Here is a 19,904-nt window from a genome sequence, read left to right on the forward strand (position 1 = left end):
GCGACCCGGCCCTCAGCAGTGAACTGCGCAGTGAAATTGCCGCCCTGGCCCCGAAAGACTGACGGAAAAAATTAAGGAAAATGCTCATGTCTGTACTGAATGAAACGGCTGTATCTGCAGGCGAGACCCTCGTCCGGGAACCCGGCATTCCTCAATGCCATCAACACCCTGAGTCATATCTCGGACGTCGCTTTCACCGAAGGCAACGCCGGGATGAATTTCGAACTGCGTCCGGGCACCGCCGATGGGGTTATGCAGACTGACATGATTATTGACAGCCAGAAGCTGACCTATGTGAACCAGCTGCCGGCGTGGAAGCGGTTCACCTGGCCTGCAGATACGGAAGCCCCGGGGGCGAACCTGAGCTGGGTCAGCACCCAGGCTGGCACCCGGCAATACGCTGATATTCCGGGGGCCTGGGGCTGGATACGCCTGCTCGATAAGGCTGCGGTCAAGGCTTATCCGGGCGTGGGCAGCAGCTACAGTCTGAGCTGGAAGGCACAGGACGGTCGCACGCTCAATTACACCCTGCGTACCGAAGCGGGAGAGGGGCCGCTGGCACTGCTGAAGCTGCGTAATTTCCGCCTGCCGGAGACCATCTTCAGTACCACAGGTGTCGCACCGTCAGACCCGGCCGCCAGCGCGGCCAGTGATGCAGAGGAGGTCTACTGATGAGCACGCTCAATGCCTTACTCAGTGCCTGTCAGACAGAGCAGGTAACAGAACTGGGCTGAAATGCGGGAAACGGCAGACAGCACCTTTTCCCGCGATGCCAGTCACCTGTGGCTGGATTTGCAGAAGCTCTGACGAAATCCAGCCAGGAGACGCTGGCGTTCAGTGACGGTACGCCGTTTGCGGATGGCAATGATCCATATCTTGGAAATGAGTTAATAATTAAGAGTAATAAAAAATGAAACATTTTAGAATACTTGCTTGTGTTGGGGTGATGCTCCTGCTTTCAGGCTGTACAGCGCTGTTATGGGGTGTAAATAAAGTCGCTGAGCCAAAGACTGAGATGAAAATTCAGATTCAGGATGAGGTGACGGGTGTCTTCCAGTATAAAAACCTTGCTGTTTCTGCTGTTCAGGGAAATAAAAAAACGGCTGTGAACGTTCCTCCTGAAGGTGTCGCTTTTATTGGTGAAAAAAATATATACATTCTGACGCAGGGGGCTAATGAGCTACTGTCACTGAATAATCTTGCAACTCAAATTCCGCTGATATCAGGTCGGGAGGAGAATACCCTTAAGCTTCGCATAAGCAAGCCATCAGGCAGCGATAGCGTACTTCAGTTCAGTGATGCATTGTCTGTCGAAGTCAATAAATCTCCCGGTGCGCTTTCAGCAGAAGAGTTAAACACTATTCGGCATGCAGGATTCCAGAGTAATGGTGTTCGATATATCAGGAGGATGTCACTCTCTGGAGTGATTATCCCTAAATCGAGCCTTAATTATACTTTCGATAAGACTGAATATTTAGGGAGGACGTACAGTGTTCAGTTTTATTCGCTGGAGTCTGGAACCGATTTTCATCCCGTAAATCTGGCGACAAATATTGTTGTAACCCCATTGGCACTCACTGCTGATATTGTTTTCTTCCCGATATCTCTTACGTTTCTGCGTTTGATGATGGGACCTCACTGAAGCTGATTGCTACGGAAATACACATGGAAGATTTAGCCCTGCGTTATTACGATGCGGAAATGCGCTACCTCCGTGAAGCCGCCAAAGAATTTGCCCAGACCCATCCCGATCGCGCTGCGATGCTCGACCTGGATAAGGCCGGCACACCCGATCCCTATGTCGAGCGCCTGTTAGAAGGCTTTGCTTTTTCGATGGGGCGGCTGCGCGAGAAGATTGACGACGACCTGCCGGAACTGACCGAAGGGCTGGTCAGTATGCTCTGGCCACACTACCTGCGTACCATTCCGTCACTTTCGGTGGTGGCATTCACGCCTGCGCTTCAGGCGGTGAAGATACAGGAAAATTTTCACCGCAGGGAGACCGATGAACATGGCGAGTACCGCTGGTAAATTCCCCCTGGTGGCACTGGCCGCGGGCATCACACTGATGCTTGCAGGCTGTGGGCTGACCCAGAGCGTCACGGACGGCACCGTCGCCGTGACCAAATCGATTTTTTATAAGCAGATAAAGACCCTGCATCTGGATATTCGTGCCCGTGAGGCCGTTAACAGCAACGCTGGCGGCGTGCCGCTGTCCACGGTGGTGCGCATCTATCAGCTTAAGGACCGCAAAACGTTCGACACCACGGACTATCCGTCACTGTTTAAAGCCGATAGCCAGGCCATCAAGGCAGACCTGCTGGCGGAGAAAGATATCCGCCTGCAGCCGGGTGGGGCGGTGATGGTTGATATGCCCATGGATGAAAATACACAGTATGTGGCAGTGGCTGGCATGTTTATGTCGCCGGATCAGGTGAACAATACCTGGCGGGTGGTGTTGAGCCGTGATGATCTTGATCCGGACAACGCCCGGGTGATTGAGGCTGGTAACAACAGATTGACTCTGAAGGCGCTGAAAGATGAGTGATTCACCCCGCCCCTCACTGTATGAAACGCTTTACGGCAACTTTAGCGGCGGCCTCGACCTGCATCAGGTCAGCGAGCAGAACCAGGTTATTCTGTCCGTACTCGACAACATGCAGCGCATCCTTAACTGCCGTGCCGGTACGCTGGCGCACCTGCCGGACTATGGGCTGCCGGATATGACCAAAATCCTGCAAGGTATGCCCGGAACGGCCCATGAGCTGATGGGAACCTTATCGTCTGTCCTGCTGAAGTACGAACCGCGGCTTAAGAAAATCGATGTGGTGCTGCTGGAGCAGAACGTCCCGGGCGAGCTGCGTTATGCCATTGATGCCGAACTGAAAGGTATCGGGCTGGTGCGTTACGGCACCGACTTTATGCCGGAAGGGAAAATCCTGGTCCGGCATTTAAAACAGCAGCAGTACCTGGACACAAGACTTTCTCTTTGAGGGGGATGGAAAGAGGTTATCTGATGAAACGAGAGTGGCATTTACTGCGCCAGCAATTGATCTCCATCGAAGAGGATCTCGATTTACTAGAAGGACATCCTGTGAAGCCAAATCCCCTGGTTGATGTATTCCATTTTACTCATGAGGAAATAAACCAGCGCGGGCAGGCATATTGACAATTTGAATCCCACTTTTTTGGGAACCTGAAATGACTGTCAGATAATGGCTATATCAAAGGTGTCAGTATTGTTCGTGATGTGGATGGGCGAATATCCTGGGATATCAGCCACCCGGTATTAACCATGAAAGGTCATGATTGACTCGATACTATGCGCTCTTCACCTGTATGGGAGTCGATTAAGACGACCGCCAGAAATAAAGGCATCGAGCTAACATTCGATGTTATTAAAGCGCTCGGGGCCGTTGTGCTTCGACACCTTATTAGCTGATTCTTCCCTGAAATTTATTCAGAATTCCGTGTAAATGACATTATCTCTTTTTAACCGGCTCCGCCATGAGCTGAATTTAACACATACCCCGGATGCTCAGGTCAGTATTACCGGTGCCGACCCGGTATACCCGATGCCGATTCGTCCGGGTGAAGTTGCCGCCGCGGTGCTCGCCCTGCAGGGTGTGATGCTGGATGCGCTGCGCATGACACAGGGGATTTATCCTTAGCGGGTGGCGCTGGAGCGACAGTCGAGGGAAGGCGGTGCCTGGCAGGTCGATGTCTCGTTATTGAGTCTTGCTCCGGACGGAGGCTGGCTTATTCGCCGGGTATCTGAACCTCTGCAACGTAATAATGCACTGACGGAAGAGATTTTTTTCAGGACGATTGATTGCCTGGCCTGAATGAAAATATTACTCGCAAATAATATCGGTTTATTTTTTCTTTCCCTCGATGCCCATAATACGATTCTCAGCGCATTCAAGGGTGTTCAAATTGACAAAATAAAATCCTTTTCAACATTGTTCGAAAAAGCCAGAAGTAAATTACCACAGAAGATTGAGTGGGTTGCACAAATAACTGTGCGCTCACTCCGCATCTTTCTGCAGTCAGGAATAATTTTAATAATTCATATAAAAATCGTGGCGTTGATTAAAGTCTCTGTTAATCTGGCTACTTAATGATCCTGAACGCTTTGCCATTTGGCCTGTCGATCCCCATTGCTTTCTGAGTTGCACTGGCAGCCTTGTTGATTTTCGTTATATCCAGAGTGGTTTTCTCGGCTTATGGGGCTACCACCTTGTTAAGGCAGTTCATCCGCTTTTGCTTTATCCATTCCCGCTGTGCGCAGGCCAGTTGGGGTGAGGGCATCAGACGACGCGTTCAAATGGCCCAGCGGTCACGTCCAGCCTCTTTGGCGCGATACAGTGCGGCATCTGCCTGAGCAATTAACTGGCTCACGCTCAAACCTGGCGTCATTCCGGCAATACCCATGCTCACCGTCACGCACTCACCCACTTTTGAAGCGCTATGCGCAATCGAGAAGGCGCGCAACGTATCCTGAATTCGCGCCGCCACCTGTTCCGCCATCTCTGTGGAACAATCGAACAGGATCACCACAAATTCCTCACCGCCATAGCGCGATACCACATCATCAGGTGTGCGTACCGACTGTTTCAGCGCCTGCGCCACGCGAGCCAGACATTCGTCTCCTGCCTGGTGCCCGTAGGTATCGTTGTAGAGTTTGAAATAATCGACGTCGAGCATAATCAGCGAAAAGGATTTCTGCTGGCTGACCGCGTTTTCCAGGACGCCTTCCATCGCGCGGCGATTGGCCGTTTCGGTCAACGCATCCTGATGCGCGAGCGCGTCCAGGCGCGCGATCAGCATCTGATTCTGCTGATTACGCTCCCAGGCCTCGTCAAACCAACGCAATAAAAGAATTCGCCCGAAGATAATAATCAGCGTAAACACCAGCCAGAGGGTGGCGAAGCGAATATTCACCCCGTGATTAAGCATGATGCTTGCCACGGGAAGCGCCAGCCACAGCGGTAGCACGTAGCTGAGCAGGCCACTCAAATGATAATACAGGGCGGTCATCGCGGTGAGGATCAGAATAACGTACAGCGGCCAGGCGTGCGGCAGCTTCCAGTAAACGATGAACCAGAAACAGCACACGGACCAGATTGCGCTCAGCATCAGCAGCGCTGCGCCGATCCCCCGATAATGGCGTAAGGCCATCAAAACCAGCATCGCCGAAAGGCCAATGATGCCGAGCATCGCGCTGTTGATCAGCAAACTGGCGTGCGACGACACCTGGTAAAAGGCGTCGATGTTGTCGAACAGACTGTTGCGCAGCCAAATCACCAGCGCAAAGCTGACGTTCACGAAGGCCAGCCAGGGCATGTTCATCGCCAGCCCGCGCGCCACCATGGCCTCGCGAGTCGGCCAGGACGTTAACTCAGGTCGTGGATGATGTCTTTTTTCCATTCATTTTATCGCTGCTGAAAAGGGTCAGGACCGTCATAAACGGATACATATTCAGATTGCTGCGTTACAGTGTCACTGATTGGTTGACGCAGGGTCATTGGAAACTCATATGAGTCTGGCAGCATTATAACGAGGGTCAATGTGTAAGCGTGATTTTGCCAGCGTAGACGGGACGGTCGTGTCGAATACGATTCAATTGAAGTGAAGGCAGGGAAAGCGTGAAGCGTTGAGCGTGTGTATGAGGAAAATGAAAAACCCTCCCACCGGGCGGTGAGAGGGTAAAATCTTATGCAGCCACCAGGCTGTCGATGGCGGCTTTCGCATCGGTCTGTGCTTTGGTCGCCACTTCTGGACCGTAAGCAATCCCTTCAGCAAACACAAAGTTCACGTCGGTGATGCCGATGAAGCCCAGGAACAGGCTCAGGTACGGTGAAACCAGGTCAGTTGGGGTATCTTTGTGAATACCGCCACGGCTGGACAGCACGATAGCGCGTTTACCTTTCACCAGACCTTCCGGACCGTTCTCTGTGTAGCGGAATGTCACACCAGCACGCGCCACCAGGTCGAAGTAGTTTTTCAGCTGCGTTGGGATGTTGAAGTTGTACATCGGCGCATTGATCACGATAACGTCGTGAGCCTGCAGCTCAGCGATCAGTTCGTCAGACAGAGACAGCGCTTCTTGCTGACGTGGCGTCAATGGCGCATCGCTTGGACGCAGCGCACCCACCAGTTCGCCATCCAGAACAGGAATTGGCTGAGCAGCCAGATCGCGGACGGTGATTTCGTCAGCGCTGTGCTGCTGACGCCACTGCTCAACGAAATAATCAGACAGCTGACCAGACTGAGAGTACCCTGCCAGAATACTGGATTTGAGAACTAATACTTTGCTCATGGGTGATTCCTTAATTGTATTTGATTGGGGGGATTGCCCCGTTGCTTGCAGACACTTTATTCACAATCCTGTCGCAGGGATAGCGCAATATATCGAACCCAGTGTTCAGTTTTTTTGAATAAGGCGGTAGATGCCCTGATGTGGTACTCTATAGCAATCATTAAAAAGAGATTTGACCCGGCAGAGTACTGCCCCTTAACGCTATGACAGAACAACAAAAAATCACCTTCCCGATGCTTATGCAACAGCTGGAAACGCTGATGTTGCGCGACAAACAGCGCTTTGCGCGTCGCCTGCATGGGGTGAAGAAGGTTAAAAATCCTGATGCACAACAGGCCATTTATCAGGAGATGGCGAAAGAGATTGAACAGGCTGCAGGGAAAGTCGTGCTGCGCGAAGCGGCGCGTCCGGATATCACCTATCCGGAAAATTTGCCCGTCAGTCAGAAAAAACAGGAAATTCTTGAAGCCGTTCGCGACCACCAGGTGGTGATCGTGGCAGGGGAAACCGGTTCAGGTAAAACCACGCAGTTGCCGAAAATCTGCATGGAGTTAGGGCGCGGTGTGAAGGGCTTGATTGGCCACACCCAGCCGCGTCGTCTGGCCGCGCGAACCGTGGCGAATCGTATCGCCGAAGAGTTGCAAACCGAGCCGGGCGGCTGCATCGGTTATAAAGTGCGCTTCAGCGATCACGTTAGCGATAACACCCTGGTCAAGCTAATGACCGACGGTATTCTGCTGGCCGAAATCCAGCAGGATCGCCTGCTGATGCAATACGACACGATCATTATCGATGAAGCGCACGAGCGCAGTCTGAACATCGATTTTTTACTGGGCTATTTGCGCGAACTGTTACCGCGTCGGCCGGATCTGAAAATCATCATTACGTCGGCGACAATCGATCCGCAACGCTTCTCGCGCCACTTCAACAATGCGCCGATTATCGAAGTTTCAGGCCGGACTTATCCGGTTGAAGTGCGCTATCGCCCGATTGTTGAAGACGCAGACGACACCGAACGCGATCAGCTGCAGGCTATTTTCGATGCGGTGGATGAACTGGGGCGCGAAAGCCCGGGTGATATTCTCATTTTCATGAGCGGCGAACGCGAAATTCGCGATACCGCTGATGCGCTCAGCAAGCGTGATCTGCGCCATACCGAGATTTTGCCACTCTACGCACGTCTGTCGAACAGCGAGCAAAACCGCGTGTTCCAGTCGCATCATGGTCGTCGCATCGTCCTCGCGACCAACGTGGCGGAAACCTCGCTCACCGTGCCGGGCATCAAATATGTGATTGATCCGGGTACGGCGCGTATCAGTCGCTACAGTTTCCGCACCAAAGTGCAGCGCCTGCCGATTGAGCCGGTTTCGCAAGCCTCGGCTAACCAGCGTAAAGGCCGCTGCGGACGCGTCTCCGAAGGTATCTGTATTCGGTTGTATTCCGAAGACGATTTCCTGTCGCGTCCGGAATTTACCGATCCGGAAATTCTGCGTACCAACCTGGCGTCGGTTATTTTGCAGATGACCGCGCTGGGGCTGGGCGATATCGCCGCGTTCCCGTTTGTTGAAGCGCCGGATAAACGCAATATTCAGGACGGGGTGCGCCTGCTGGAAGAGCTGGGCGCGATCACCACTGACGAGCAGGCCACCGCCTACAAGCTGACCCCGCAGGGCCGTCAGTTAAGCCAGTTGCCGGTCGATCCGCGTCTGGCGCGTATGGTGCTGGAGGCGCAAAAACACGGCTGCGTGCGCGAGGCGATGATTATCACCTCCGCGCTCTCTATTCAGGATCCGCGCGAGCGTCCGATGGATAAAAAGCAGGCTTCCGATGAGATGCACCGTCGTTTCCACGACAAAGAGTCGGATTTCCTCGCGTTTGTGAATCTGTGGAATTATCTCGGCGAGCAGCAAAAAGCGCTGACGTCTAATGCGTTTCGTCGTCTGTGCCGGACCGAATATCTGAACTATCTGCGCGTGCGCGAGTGGCAGGATATCTACACCCAGCTGCGTCAGGTGGTTAAAGAGCTGGGGATTCCGGTCAACAGCGAACCGGCTGAATACCGTGAAATTCACGTCGCCTTGCTGACGGGGCTGTTGTCGCATATCGGCATGAAAGATGTCGATAAACAGGAATTTACCGGCGCACGCAACGCCCGTTTCGCGATCTTCCCCGGTTCCGGTTTATTCAAGAAACCGCCGAAATGGACCATCGTCGCGGAGCTGGTTGAAACCAGCCGTCTGTGGGGGCGCATAGCCGCGCGGATCGATCCAGAATGGGTTGAGCCCGTGGCGCAGCACCTGCTGAAACGCTCGTACAGTGAACCGCACTGGGAGCGAGCGCAGGGCGCGGTGATGGCGACCGAAAAGGTCACCGTTTACGGCCTGCCGGTCGTTGCCGCACGCAAGGTAAATTACAGCCAGATTGACCCCGCGCTGTCTCGCGAGCTGTTTATTCGCCATGCGCTGGTCGAAGGCGACTGGCAAACGCGTCACGCGTTTTTCCGCGACAACCTGAAGCTGCGCGCCGAAGTCGAAGAGCTGGAGCATAAATCGCGTCGTCGCGACATCCTGGTAGACGACGAAGCGTTATTCGAATTCTACGATCAGCGCATCAGCCATGATGTGGTGTCGGGCCGTCACTTCGACAGCTGGTGGAAAAACGCCAGTAAAGAGACGCCAGACTTGCTCAATTTTGAAAAGAGCATGCTGATTAAAGAGGGCGCGGAAAACGTCAGCAAGCTGGACTATCCGAACTTCTGGCATCAGGGCAATCTCAAGCTGCGTCTGACGTATCAGTTTGAGCCGGGCGCAGATGCGGATGGCGTAACGGTGCATATTCCGCTGCCGTTGCTGAATCAGGTTGAAGAGAGTGGATTTGAGTGGCAAATTCCCGGCCTGCGTCGTGAGCTGGTGATTGCGCTGATCAAATCCCTGCCAAAACCGGTGCGCCGTAATTTTGTTCCCGCGCCAAACTACGCCGAGGCGTTTTTAGGCCGCGTCACGCCGCTGGAAATGCCGCTGCTGGATGCGCTCGAGCGCGAGTTGCGCCGCATGACCGGGGTGACGATCGATCGCGAATCCTGGCACTGGGATCAGGTCCCAGACCATCTGAAAATCACCTTCCGGGTGGTGGATGACAAGAACAAAAAGCTGAACGAAGGCCGTTCGCTGACGGAACTGAAAGACGCGCTGAAAGGCAAAGTCCAGGAGACACTGTCTGCGGTGGCGGACGACGGTATCGAACAGAGCGGCCTGCACATCTGGAGCTTTGGCAATCTGCCGGATCATTACGAGCAAAAACGCGGCAACTATAAAGTGAAAGCGTGGCCTGCGCTGGTGGACGAACGCGACAGCGTGGCGATCAAGCTCTTTGATAATCCGCTGGAACAACAGCAGGCGATGTGGCGCGGTTTGCGTCGTTTACTGCTGCTGAATATTCCGTCGCCGATCAAATACCTGCACGAAAAACTGCCAAACAAAGCCAAACTCGGGCTGTACTTTAACCCTTACGGCAAAGTGCTGGACTTGATTGACGACTGCATCTCGTGCGGTGTGGATAAGCTGATCGACGAGGCGGGCGGTCCGGTCTGGACGGAAGAGGGCTTTGCGACGCTGCACGAAAAAGTGCGAGCGGAGTTGAATGACACCGTGGTGACCATTGCGAAACAGGTCGAGCAGATCCTGACGGCGGTATTCAATATCAACAAACGCCTGAAAGGGCGCGTCGATATGACGATGGCGCTGGGATTGTCAGATGTGAAAGCGCAGATGAGCGGCCTGGTATATCGCGGCTTTGTGACCGGCAACGGGTTTAAACGCCTCGGCGATACGCTGCGTTATCTGAACGCAATTGAAAAACGCCTCGAGAAGCTGGCCGTGGATCCCCATCGCGATCGCGTACAAATGCTGAAGGTCGAAAGCGTGCAGCAGGCCTGGCAGCAGTGGCTGAACAAGCTGCCGCCTGCGCGCCGCGACGATGAAGACGTGCAGGCGATCCGCTGGATGATCGAAGAGCTGCGCGTCAGCCTCTTCGCACAACAGCTCGGTACGCCGTATCCGATTTCGGATAAGCGTATTTTGCAGGCAATGGATCAAATTAGCGGCTGATCATTTTCTGTGGATGTCGGCGCAACATGCGGCACGGGTTGTTCTTACGCTCACGTTATGTTCGCTGCTTCTCTGAAATGCCTGAACCTGTGAACGTGCCAGGGTAGCCCATTCGCCACCACCCTGGCGACCCGGGCTTCCGGCAAGAAAATCGCCGCTTCGCGGTACGCTCAGCTTATTCCTTCAGGCTTTCGTGCCGGGCGCGATCCTGCATCCATACAGGTCACGCCCTCTCGGCGCGTCCTGCGCCTTGCCCGGCCTGTCGGAAACGCTTCGCCGATTTACAGCCGGACAAGGGCGTCGCTGCAACGCCTGGGCTACAACCAACGCATTCCTTCGCTTCGCAGAGTGGGCGCGGCTTTTCAGTCACTGCGCCACCCACCTCCTAACGCCTTATATAAATCAATCTGCGCCAGCAGCAGATTATTTTTTACCTGCACGACGTTGGTTTGAACCGTGTACAGCGTACGCTGCGCATCCAGGACATCCAGATAAGACGAGTAGCCGTTGTTATAACGGTTTTGCGCGATCCGCAGGGTTTCCTGTGAAACAGCCTGCTGCGCCAGCAGTTCTGTCAGCTGTTCCTGATAGCGCGTAATGGCATCGAGGCTGTCGTTCACTTCCTTAAACGCATTGCGGACGGTTTTTTCATAACTGTAAAGCGCCTGATTGCGTTGCGACTGCGAAATATCCACCTGTGCATTCAGCGCTTGCCGGTTGAGGAGCGGCGCAAGAATACTTCCGCCGACGCTCCAGAGCTGCAATGGATTATCCAGCAGGCCAGACAGTGTGCGATCTTGTATCGATCCGCTCGCCGTCAGGTTGATCGATGGCAACAGACTGGCGCGAGAGGCCGCAAGCGAGGCATCCGTCGCGATAAGCTGGCGTTCGGCTTGCACGATATCCGGGCGGCGATTCAATAATGAAGAGGGCAGTTGCGACGGAATTTGCAGCGGCGTGAGCGTCTCAAAGCGTTCGCTGCGGGCGATGGCTCCGGGGTTATTCCCTAACAGAATGCTGAGCGCATTTTCCTGCTGCGCAATTTGATGCTGCACCTGCGGGATCTGCGCGCGCGTGGAGCGCAGTTCGGAGTCAGACTGCATCAACTCCAGGCGCGAACTGTAGCCCGTTTCGAACTGGCGTTTTGCCAGCTTCCACGCTTCTTCGCGGGATTTCAGCGTCGATTGCGTGACCCGCAACTGTTCATCCAGTGATAACAGCGTGATGTACCCCGAGGCCACCGACGCGGCGATGGTTAAATCGGCGGCAGCGGCAGCCGCTTTCTGCGCATCAAGCGACGCCTGCGCTGCCCGCGAGGTGCTGCGATTCACGCCCCAGATATCCACGTCATAACTGGCGGTCAGACTGCCTTTATACAGCGAGCCGTAAACCGGTAATCCCGTTGTGGCCGACTGTGAACGGGCGCGCGTCCCGCTGAACCCCGCGTCGAGCGACGGGAAAAGGCTCCCGTCAGCGGCATAAACCCGCGACTGGTATTCGTTCACGCGCTCGCGGGCGATCAGCACATCGCTATTATTCTGCAACGCCTGGCTAACGTAACGATTCAGATGATTATCGTGAAAATTGCGCCACCAAAGCTGTTCCGCCGGGCTGGCAGGCCCGCTGGTTTCGCGCCACTGCGCTGGGATCTGCAGCGTCGGTTTCGCGGGGGCGATATCCGCAGACTGACACCCAGCCAGCAGCGCCGCCACTACCAAACCTGCAACGGGGCGAAAAGTCATTGCTTCTTCTCCCGCGTATCGATACTGACCTGCACCGACATTCCAGGGCGCAACAGCGCAGCCGCTTCGGGTTTGCCGAGCACTTCAATACGCACCGGAATACGCTGGGCGATTTTGACAAAGTTACCCGTGGCGTTGTCCGGTGTAATGGCGCTGAACTCCACGCCGGTGGCTGGCGAAATACTCTCCACACGGCCTTGATAGGCTTTGCCGTTTAACGCATCGACGGTGAATGTCACCGGCTGTCCCACGCGCAGGTCAGCCAGTTGTGTCTCTTTGATATTGGCGATCACCCAGTGCTGCGGCGGCACCAGCGTAGTGAGATGCGTTCCTGCGGTCACATATGCGCCCAGACGCACCGCAATTTGTCCAAGCTGGCCGTCGCGCGGGGCGATGATGCGGGTATTTTGCAAATCGATTTGTGCCAGTTCCAGCGCCGCTTTGGCGCTTTCGACGTCGGCCTCCAGCGCGCCGCGATTCACAATCACGGTTTGCAAATCCTGACGTGACATCTCGAGCGTGGCTTTCGCCTGATCGATATCCGCACTGCCTTGCGCGGCACTTGCCAGAGCGGCATCACGTTCGCGAATGGACAGGGATCCGTCCGCTGTTAAATCTTTCACCCGCTTGAGATCGGCCTGCGTTTTCAGGTTTTGCGCGCGGGCATTTTTCAGCGCCGCATCGTTACGCACAATCACCGCTTCTGCGCTTTTACGCTGCTGGAGATTATTATTGAGCGCGGCAATTTTCATCGCCAACTGCGCCTCGGCCTGATGAACGCGCTGGCGATAGATCCGGTCGTCGATTTGCAGCAGCAGATCGCCTTTCTTGACCTGCACAAAGTCCTGCACGTTAACTTCCGTGATATACCCGTTGACCTGCGGGCTGATAAACGTGGTCTGACCGCGCACGTAGGCGTTATCCGTAAATTGCGTGTGACGGGTGAATGGCGGCAGTTGCCACGCATACAGAATCACCAAAACACCGACGATGCCGATCGCCGCCGCGGTAAAAATGGACACCACACGCAAATTATTGCGGGTATTGGCCTGTACGTTAGCGGCATCCTGCTGACTCATAACTTCTCCTGTGGTAACGCGGTAAACATGATAATGGTTCTTTCCTTATTGGGTGCCGGTCGACTTTTTCAGCGCCAGTCGCGCAGTGAGTCGCAGGCGCAGCAAACGCCACAAAATCCATACCAGCGTGGCGGTGGCGATACCCGCCGTCAGCAGGTAAGTATCGTTGTAAGCAAGAATGTTTGCCTCAAGCGTGGTGACGGTTTGCAGCTGCGTCACGGCCTGCGTGTTCAGCAGCGCACTGTCGCCAATCAGGCTTTTGTACAGTTGGGTGTAAATCTGCAGCCGCTCGTTCACCAGCGGATTCAGCGTAGAGAGCTGATCGGCCAACATGCTGGAGTGGTATTTTTCGCGCCAGGTCTGAAAGGTGCCAAGAATAGCGGAACCCAACAGCCCGCCAATGTTCTGGCTCATGCCAAAAAGCACCGAAAAACTGACCAGATTGCGCGGATCGGCAATGACGCCACCGATGCCTGCCAGCATCGCCGGGGCAAGGAAAAACGCACTCCCAAAGCCGAGCAAAAACTGACTCAGCATCAGTTGATCCGGGCGGGTGAGGTTGTTGGACTGGCTATCCAGCAGCGAGGCGACAATCATCAGCGCCAACGACGTGACGATCGGCCAGGCGAGTTTTGTCGGCTTGATGGTCAGGCAACTGGCGACAATTCCGCAGGCAATACCGGCAAAAATTGACCACGCCAGATGCGTCATTTGTTCGTTCTGCAAGCCGACATATTGCAGCCAGCCGATGACGCCAGTATTTTGCTCCGCCAGCACGATGCGGATCAGCAGCATGATCAGCCCCAGACGCAAAATACTGCCGCTGGAGAGCCAGCGAGTATTGAGCAGGGGGTTGTTGCGGTTATGTTCAAAGACGATGGCTGACACAATTAACACCAGCGACAACGCCAGCGACCAGCCGATCCACGGCGCTTCAAACCACCATTCCAACCGTCCGAGCGACAGCACGGCGCACAGCAGCGCCATTCCTGGTGCCAGCAAAAAGAAAGTGATGAAATCTTTTTTCTCAAACACTTTACGCCGATCGCCTGGCGGCAGTTTTAGCGCAATCACGCAGGCAAGCGACACCAGCGCCAGACCCAGTTCAAATAAGTACAGCCCGCGCCATTCGTCGAGCTGCAACAGTTCAGTCGAAAACAGGCGCGCAATCGGGATCGCGAGCGACGAACCCGTAATGCCAATGGTCAACGCTTTAAGGCGATGCTTCGCGGGCCACGCCTGAATCTGATAGTAAATGCCCAGCGAGCTCAGCGCGGCCGCCACCATGCCGTGTGCGGCGCGAACCATCAGCGCTGAACTGAGATCGTTGACGAACAGGTGGAAAAACGTCACCAACACATACAGCACCAGAAAACCTTCGGTAAACGCCCGCAGCCCGTACTGCTGGCGGAATTTGACCAGCAGCAGGTTGATTGACACGTTGGTCATGACGTAAACGGCAGGAAGCCAGGCGATTTCCGTCGACCAGACGGCAAAGGTGCCCTGTAAATTTTGCAGATTAGCGGCCACCATGGCGTTACCCAGCGCGCCCGTCAGGCAGACCAGCAAACCCACGATGCCGTAGGCGAAACGTTTAGGTGTACTATGCAGCGGCGTAGAGGGCGAACCCAGCAGGGCGGGTTTTTCGTGAGGCTGCCACTCGCGAGGAGCATAAGGATCGCGTTGGGGCAGGCGCATAACCGGATTACCTTTACAAAGTTCTAATAATTAGTGGGCTAATGATTCTACGTCTGACGCAAATCATAATTCAAGTGAATATGAATAATGTCTTTAAATCAAATATGTTTACAGCATTTAGAAGGGATGGCGCAGGTGGCTTTCGGAGAGATCCTCTGTTCTGACATCATGCACGCGTTACCCTGACGGAAAGAAATGCAAGGAGGTAGAGATGACGATGACACTTTTTCCGTGCTTGCCCGAGCCGACGCTGGCGGCGATTAATACGGTTGGTGAATGGCTCGCGCAGGATGATTATCAGCCGGGAGAATCCGTTGATAGCGTTATTCTGGCGGGGAATGCGGTGATCCCGAGCATTGATGCCGCTTGCCGTGTGGCGTCAGAGCAGGGCGTTCCGCTGTTGATCAGCGGAGGCATCGGCCACTCGACAACCTTTCTCTATGCTGCAACGGCGCGTCACCCGCGCTACAACACCGTACCGACCACCGGACGTGCAGAAGCCGCGATTCTGGCGGATATCGCCCGTCAGTTCTGGAACATTCCGGATGAACGTCTGCAGGTCGAAGACCAGTCGACCAACTGTGGCGAAAACGCGCGCTTTAGCCGCGACATTCTACAGCAACATCCGCCCCTGCCTGAACGGGTGCTGGTGGTGCAAGATCCCACCATGCAGCGGCGCACTATGGCGACGTTTGCGCGTGTCTCTCGCGATGACTCTTTTTCGCCGCAGTGGGTGAGCCATCCGGGGGTCATCCCGCGTCTGCAAAATAGCGAAGACGGCCTGGTGTTTTGCGAGGGAGGCGACGGACTGTGGCCGATAGAGCGGTATTTATCGCTGGTGCTCGGTGAGTTGCCGCGCCTGCGGGACGACGTTGACGGCTATGGACCGATGGGCCGCGATTTTATCGCCCATGTGGAGATTCCTGCCGACGTGCAGTCCGCATGGCAGATTTTACGCCACGATATCACCCTGACCGATGCGCTGGTGAGCCGCTCGCTGCTGTGAAAGTTGCCCGTTTGCGCACCCTTTCACGCAAACGGGCACTTTATGTTGTCGGGTTGTAACTTTTTTAGTCTGCTGACCCGTTTCTTTTATGAGATATCTCACAAAAACAGCGCGATAGAATAGGAATGTCGGCTCTTACTTGTAGTTTTTAACAATAAATTTACTTGTTAAAAACAGTGCAATTACAGGAGCAGGTCATGACAGTACCCGTACAACATCCTATGTATATCGATGGACAGTTTGTTGCCTGGCAAGGTGAAGCCTGGATTGACGTGATCAATCCGGCGACCGAAGAGGTCATTTCCCGTATTCCCGATGGTCGCGCCGACGACGCCCGCAAGGCGATCGACGCGGCCGATCGTGCTCAGCCCGCCTGGGAAGCGCTCCCGGCCATTGAACGCGCAAACTGGTTACGCAAAATTTCAACTGGGATCCGCGAACGGGCCAGCGAAATCAGCGCGCTGATCGTTGCCGAGGGCGGCAAAATTCAACAACTGGCCGAGGTGGAAGTGAATTTCACCGCGGACTACATCGATTACATGGCGGAATGGGCGCGTCGTTACGAGGGCGAAATCCTGCAAAGCGATCGCCCCGGCGAAAATATTCTGGTGTTTAAACGCGCGCTGGGCGTGACGACCGGCATTCTGCCGTGGAACTTCCCGTTCTTCCTGATTGCCCGTAAGCTCGCACCCGCGCTGCTGACCGGCAATACCATCGTTATCAAACCGAGCGAATTTACGCCCAATAACGCCATCGCCTTTGCCAAAATTGTGGATGACATTGGCCTGCCAAAGGGCGTGTTTAACCTGGTGCTGGGGCGCGGTGAAACTGTCGGCCAGGCGCTGGCGGGGAACCCGAAAGTCGCCATGGTCAGCATGACCGGCAGCGTGACAGCGGGTGAAAAAATCATGGCCGCCGCGTCGAAAAATATCACCAAAGTATGCCTTGAGCTGGGCGGTAAAGCACCGGCTATCGTGATGGACGATGCCGATCTGGATCTGGCGGTCAAAGCGATTGTTGATTCTCGCGTCATCAATACCGGACAGGTGTGTAACTGCGCGGAACGCGTGTATGTGCAAAAAGGCATTTACGATCGGTTTGTGAATCGTCTCGGTGAGGCGATGAAAGCGGTGCAGTTTGGCAATCCGGCGGAACGTAATGATATCGCGATGGGGCCGCTGATCAACGCGGCGGCGCTTGAACGTGTCGAGCAGAAAGTGGCGCTTGCGGTGCAGGAAGGGGCAAAAGTCGTGTTGGGCGGTCAGGCTGTTGAAGGCAAAGGCTATTACTATCCGCCGACGCTGCTGCTGGATGTGCGTCAGGAGATGACCATTATGCACGAAGAAACCTTCGGTCCCGTGCTGCCGGTGGTGGCATTTGATACGCTTGACGACGCGCTGACCATGGCTAACGACAGCGAATATGGTCTGACATCATCGATTTATACGCAGAATCTGAACGTGGCGATGAAAGCGATCAAAGGGCTGAAATTCGGTGAGACATACATCAACCGTGAGAACTTCGAAGCGATGCAGGGGTTCCATGCGGGGTGGCGTAAATCAGGGATCGGTGGCGCGGACGGTAAACACGGTTTGAATGAGTATTTGCAAACGCAGGTGGTGTATTTGCAGTCGTGAGTTGAGCCTCAGTTTCTGGGGGCTGCTGCTCTGTACCACTGAAACGGTGAACGTGCCTGGGCGGCTAAGTCAACGCCGCCCTGGCGACCCGGGCTTCCGGCAAGAAAATCATACTTTGGTGGCGATCCAGTTCATCATCAGTTCTGGCCATATGGCGGCTGGCAGACCTTGTGCATCGCGGATGCCGAATCCGTGCTTTCCGCGTTCAAACAGGTGCATTTCAACGGGCACATCCAGACGCCGCAGGGTGGTGAACATCTCCAGACTGTTTTCGACTTTAACCGCTGGATCGTCGATAGCATGGAGCAGGAATGTCGGCGGGGTGTCTTTTTCCGCTCTGTCCTCCAGCGAATAGCGGTGGATTTGCACGGGTGTTGGGTTGTCGCCAATCAGCTCATGACGCGAGCCCGGATGATCGATATCGGCGTGCATGGTGATGACCGGATAGACCAGCGCCATAAACGCCGGGCGCGCGCTCAGTTCATCGGCGGCATCGATGGGCTGATAAACCCGCTCGTTAAACCGTGTGCCAAGGCTGGCGGCCACGTGACCACCTGTGGAAAATCCCAGTACGCCGATACGCTCAGGATCGAGTTTCCACTCCTGCGCATTTGCACGGACAATGCGCACCGCGCGCTGGACGTCGGCCAGTGGGGCGTCAGCGCCTTCCTGGTGCCCGTCGCCAGGCATGCGATAGGTCATTACAAACAAGGTGTAACCGCGAGCATTGAAGAAGGGGGCCAGCGCGCTGCCTTCTTTATCAAGCACGACACGACGATAGGACCCGCCGGGAGTGACCAGAATGCCGACGCCGTTGGGCTTATCGGGGGCATAGACGGTGATTTCAGGGGCGCGAATACCGGTGACGGAACGGTCATAATCAGACGTGCCGGTGTAGCGCGGTTCGGGTGTGAAAACCGCGTCGCTACTGGCGGCGCCAGGCGCTTCACCATGAGGCCAGACGGTAAACGTTGCTGAGTGGGCGACGGCGTGAGCCATCATTTTTTCTAACGCGGCACGGCTCAGAGTTTCCATCGAAACACTCCCTTAACTGGAAACCGAAGGTTATAGCACAGTTAACTAATTGAAAACCGGAAGGGATTCACAACCAGCGGACAGCCAGGCTGCCCGCTGTGCGAATTACAGTGCGGCGAACTTATCGAGCGTGCGAACCAGCTGCGTAACAAACCCGTATTCGTTGTCGTACCAGGCAACGGTTTTCACCAGCTGCACGTCACCCGCCTCCGTGACTTCGGTCTGGGTGGCATCGAATATCGAACCAAAATGTGTGCCAATCACATCTGACGACACAATCTCTTCGTCGGTATAGCCAAAGGATTCGTTATTCTCCGTCGCCTTTTTAAACGCGTTATGAATCTCATCCACGCTCACTTTTTTCTCAAGAATCGTCACCAGCTCGGTGACGGAACCGGTTTTCACGGGTACGCGCTGAGCATGGCCTTTTAGCTTGCCGACGAGTGCCGGAATGACCAGCCCAATGGCTTTTGCCGCGCCCGTGGTATGCGGAATGATATTTTCAGCCGCCGCTCGCGAGGCGCGAAGATCTTTGCCCCGAGGGCCATCCACCAGCGCCTGCGTACCGGTATAGGCGTGAATGGTGGTCATGGTGCCGACCTTAATGCCAAAACTGTCCTGCAGCGCTTTTGCCATGGGCGCCAGGCAGTTAGTGGTGCAGGACGCGACAGAAATGATGGTGTCGCTGGCGTTAATCGTGTCGTCATTCACGTTAAAGACGATCGTTTTCATGTCACCCGCTGGCGCTGAAATCAGCACTTTCTTCGCGCCGGCGTCCAGATGTGCTTTTGATTTTTCCTCCGAGGTGTAGAAACCGGTACATTCGACGACGACGTCAACGCCTGCCGATGTCCACGGAATGTGTTTGGCCTCTTTCTCGGCGTACACCGCGATCGACTGACCATCGACAATCAGCGAGTCTTCGGTGAAATCCACGCTCCAGGGAAAAGGGCCATAGTTAGAATCGTGTTTGAGCAGGTAGGCCAGCACTTTGGGTGACGTGAGGTCGTTAATGGCGACGACGGTATTGCTGTCCTGAGTTTCAAGCAAACGACGTAAAACCAAGCGTCCGATGCGACCGAATCCGTTAATGCCAATTTTACTCATGGTTGACTCCTGTATGAACTGAACGATGCGACAGTTTGAACTCATCCAGGCTTAGTCCATGTCAGCGCGTGAGGCAATTGAAGATGCTTCATGCGCAGGCGAAGTTTTTGAAAACACATAAAGAAAACTTAATGAATTTTTAAGGAAAGGCCGCTATGTTGACTCTTTCTTT

At 54.8% G+C, this 19,904-nt stretch carries 16 protein-coding genes and 2 pseudogenes; 11 read left to right on the forward strand and 7 right to left on the reverse strand.

The features are described from left to right. Positions 1 to 138: 138 nt before the first annotated feature. The 8 genes and pseudogenes from ACKI5T_RS11420 to ACKI5T_RS11455 all read left to right on the forward strand — a co-directional run. Positions 139 to 672 (forward strand): annotated as a pseudogene (locus tag ACKI5T_RS11420) (type VI secretion IcmF C-terminal domain-containing protein); the annotation flags it as partial. A gap of 238 nt (positions 673 to 910) precedes the next feature. Then, a complete protein-coding gene (locus tag ACKI5T_RS11425; protein WP_407437484.1) occupies positions 911 to 1,642 on the forward strand; it encodes a hypothetical protein in 732 nt (243 codons plus the stop codon). Positions 1,643 to 1,665: 23 nt separating this feature from the next. Then, a pseudogene (locus ACKI5T_RS11430) lies at positions 1,666 to 1,983 on the forward strand (type VI secretion system baseplate subunit TssF); the annotation flags it as partial. Between the two features lie 28 nt (positions 1,984 to 2,011). Further along, positions 2,012 to 2,548: a type VI secretion system lipoprotein TssJ gene (tssJ, locus tag ACKI5T_RS11435; RefSeq protein WP_407437486.1), complete on the forward strand. Its 537-nt coding sequence runs from the start codon at positions 2,012 to 2,014 to the stop codon at positions 2,546 to 2,548. Further along, entirely contained in the window at positions 2,541 to 2,993 is a 453-nt protein-coding gene (gene tssE / locus ACKI5T_RS11440) for a type VI secretion system baseplate subunit TssE (RefSeq protein ID WP_407437488.1), read from the forward strand. Before tssJ ends, tssE begins: the two co-directional genes overlap by 8 nt. A 23-nt stretch (positions 2,994 to 3,016) precedes the next feature. Continuing rightward, positions 3,017 to 3,169, forward strand: a complete 153-nt coding sequence (locus tag ACKI5T_RS11445; protein WP_407437489.1) for a hypothetical protein — start codon at positions 3,017 to 3,019, stop codon at positions 3,167 to 3,169. A 36-nt stretch (positions 3,170 to 3,205) separates the two neighbouring features. After that, entirely contained in the window at positions 3,206 to 3,313 is a 108-nt protein-coding gene (locus tag ACKI5T_RS11450; protein ID WP_407437591.1) for a YjcQ family protein, read from the forward strand. Between the two features lie 163 nt (positions 3,314 to 3,476). Beyond that, positions 3,477 to 3,671 (forward strand): hypothetical protein, encoded by a 195-nt coding sequence (locus tag ACKI5T_RS11455; RefSeq protein ID WP_407437491.1) that lies wholly within the window; start codon positions 3,477 to 3,479, stop codon positions 3,669 to 3,671. Between the two features lie 652 nt (positions 3,672 to 4,323). Here the strand turns inward: ACKI5T_RS11455 and ACKI5T_RS11460 are convergent. Both ACKI5T_RS11460 and azoR read right to left on the reverse strand, forming a co-directional pair. Further along, the gene (locus ACKI5T_RS11460; protein WP_407437493.1) at positions 4,324 to 5,430 is read right to left on the reverse strand and encodes a membrane-associated sensor domain-containing protein; all 1,107 of its coding nucleotides are present in this window, start codon (positions 5,428 to 5,430) and stop codon (positions 4,324 to 4,326) included. A gap of 286 nt (positions 5,431 to 5,716) precedes the next feature. Then, positions 5,717 to 6,322 (reverse strand): FMN-dependent NADH-azoreductase, encoded by a 606-nt coding sequence (gene azoR, locus ACKI5T_RS11465; protein WP_407437495.1) that lies wholly within the window; start codon positions 6,320 to 6,322, stop codon positions 5,717 to 5,719. Positions 6,323 to 6,525: 203 nt separating this feature from the next. On the opposite strand from azoR, the gene hrpA reads away from it, so the two are divergent. Next, positions 6,526 to 10,428 carry an ATP-dependent RNA helicase HrpA gene (gene hrpA / locus ACKI5T_RS11470; RefSeq protein WP_407437497.1) on the forward strand — a complete coding sequence of 1,301 codons (3,903 nt, stop codon included), beginning with the start codon at positions 6,526 to 6,528 and terminating at the stop codon, positions 10,426 to 10,428. 362 nt (positions 10,429 to 10,790) lie between these two features. Here the strand turns inward: hrpA and ACKI5T_RS11475 are convergent, their stop codons facing one another. The 3 genes from ACKI5T_RS11475 to ACKI5T_RS11485 are packed head-to-tail and all read right to left on the reverse strand — an operon-like array spanning position 10,791 to position 14,947. Next, positions 10,791 to 12,170, reverse strand: a complete 1,380-nt coding sequence (locus tag ACKI5T_RS11475; RefSeq protein ID WP_407437499.1) for an efflux transporter outer membrane subunit — start codon at positions 12,168 to 12,170, stop codon at positions 10,791 to 10,793. Then, positions 12,167 to 13,249 (reverse strand): HlyD family secretion protein, encoded by a 1,083-nt coding sequence (locus tag ACKI5T_RS11480; protein ID WP_407437500.1) that lies wholly within the window; start codon positions 13,247 to 13,249, stop codon positions 12,167 to 12,169. The genes ACKI5T_RS11475 and ACKI5T_RS11480 overlap by 4 nt, the downstream gene beginning before the upstream one ends. A gap of 45 nt (positions 13,250 to 13,294) precedes the next feature. Continuing rightward, positions 13,295 to 14,947, reverse strand: coding sequence for an MFS transporter (locus tag ACKI5T_RS11485; RefSeq protein ID WP_407437502.1), 1,653 nt, complete (start codon positions 14,945 to 14,947; stop codon positions 13,295 to 13,297). A 211-nt stretch (positions 14,948 to 15,158) separates the two neighbouring features. Here ACKI5T_RS11485 and ACKI5T_RS11490 point away from each other — a divergent pair, with 211 nt between their 5' ends. Next, positions 15,159 to 15,953 carry a YdcF family protein gene (locus ACKI5T_RS11490; RefSeq protein ID WP_407437504.1) on the forward strand — a complete coding sequence of 265 codons (795 nt, stop codon included), beginning with the start codon at positions 15,159 to 15,161 and terminating at the stop codon, positions 15,951 to 15,953. 197 nt (positions 15,954 to 16,150) lie between these two features. After that, positions 16,151 to 17,590, forward strand: a complete 1,440-nt coding sequence (aldA, locus tag ACKI5T_RS11495) for an aldehyde dehydrogenase (protein WP_407437505.1) — start codon at positions 16,151 to 16,153, stop codon at positions 17,588 to 17,590. Between the two features lie 108 nt (positions 17,591 to 17,698). Here aldA and ACKI5T_RS11500 read toward each other — a convergent pair whose 3' ends face one another. Both ACKI5T_RS11500 and gap read right to left on the reverse strand, forming a co-directional pair. Beyond that, positions 17,699 to 18,625, reverse strand: coding sequence for an alpha/beta hydrolase (locus ACKI5T_RS11500; RefSeq protein WP_407437506.1), 927 nt, complete (start codon positions 18,623 to 18,625; stop codon positions 17,699 to 17,701). A 105-nt stretch (positions 18,626 to 18,730) separates the two neighbouring features. Beyond that, entirely contained in the window at positions 18,731 to 19,732 is a 1,002-nt protein-coding gene (gene gap / locus ACKI5T_RS11505) for a type I glyceraldehyde-3-phosphate dehydrogenase (protein ID WP_407437507.1), read from the reverse strand. Positions 19,733 to 19,904 lie beyond the last annotated feature (172 nt).

The organism is Lelliottia sp. (assembly GCF_045627565.1).
Taxonomy (GTDB): Bacteria; Pseudomonadota; Gammaproteobacteria; order Enterobacterales; family Enterobacteriaceae; genus Enterobacter.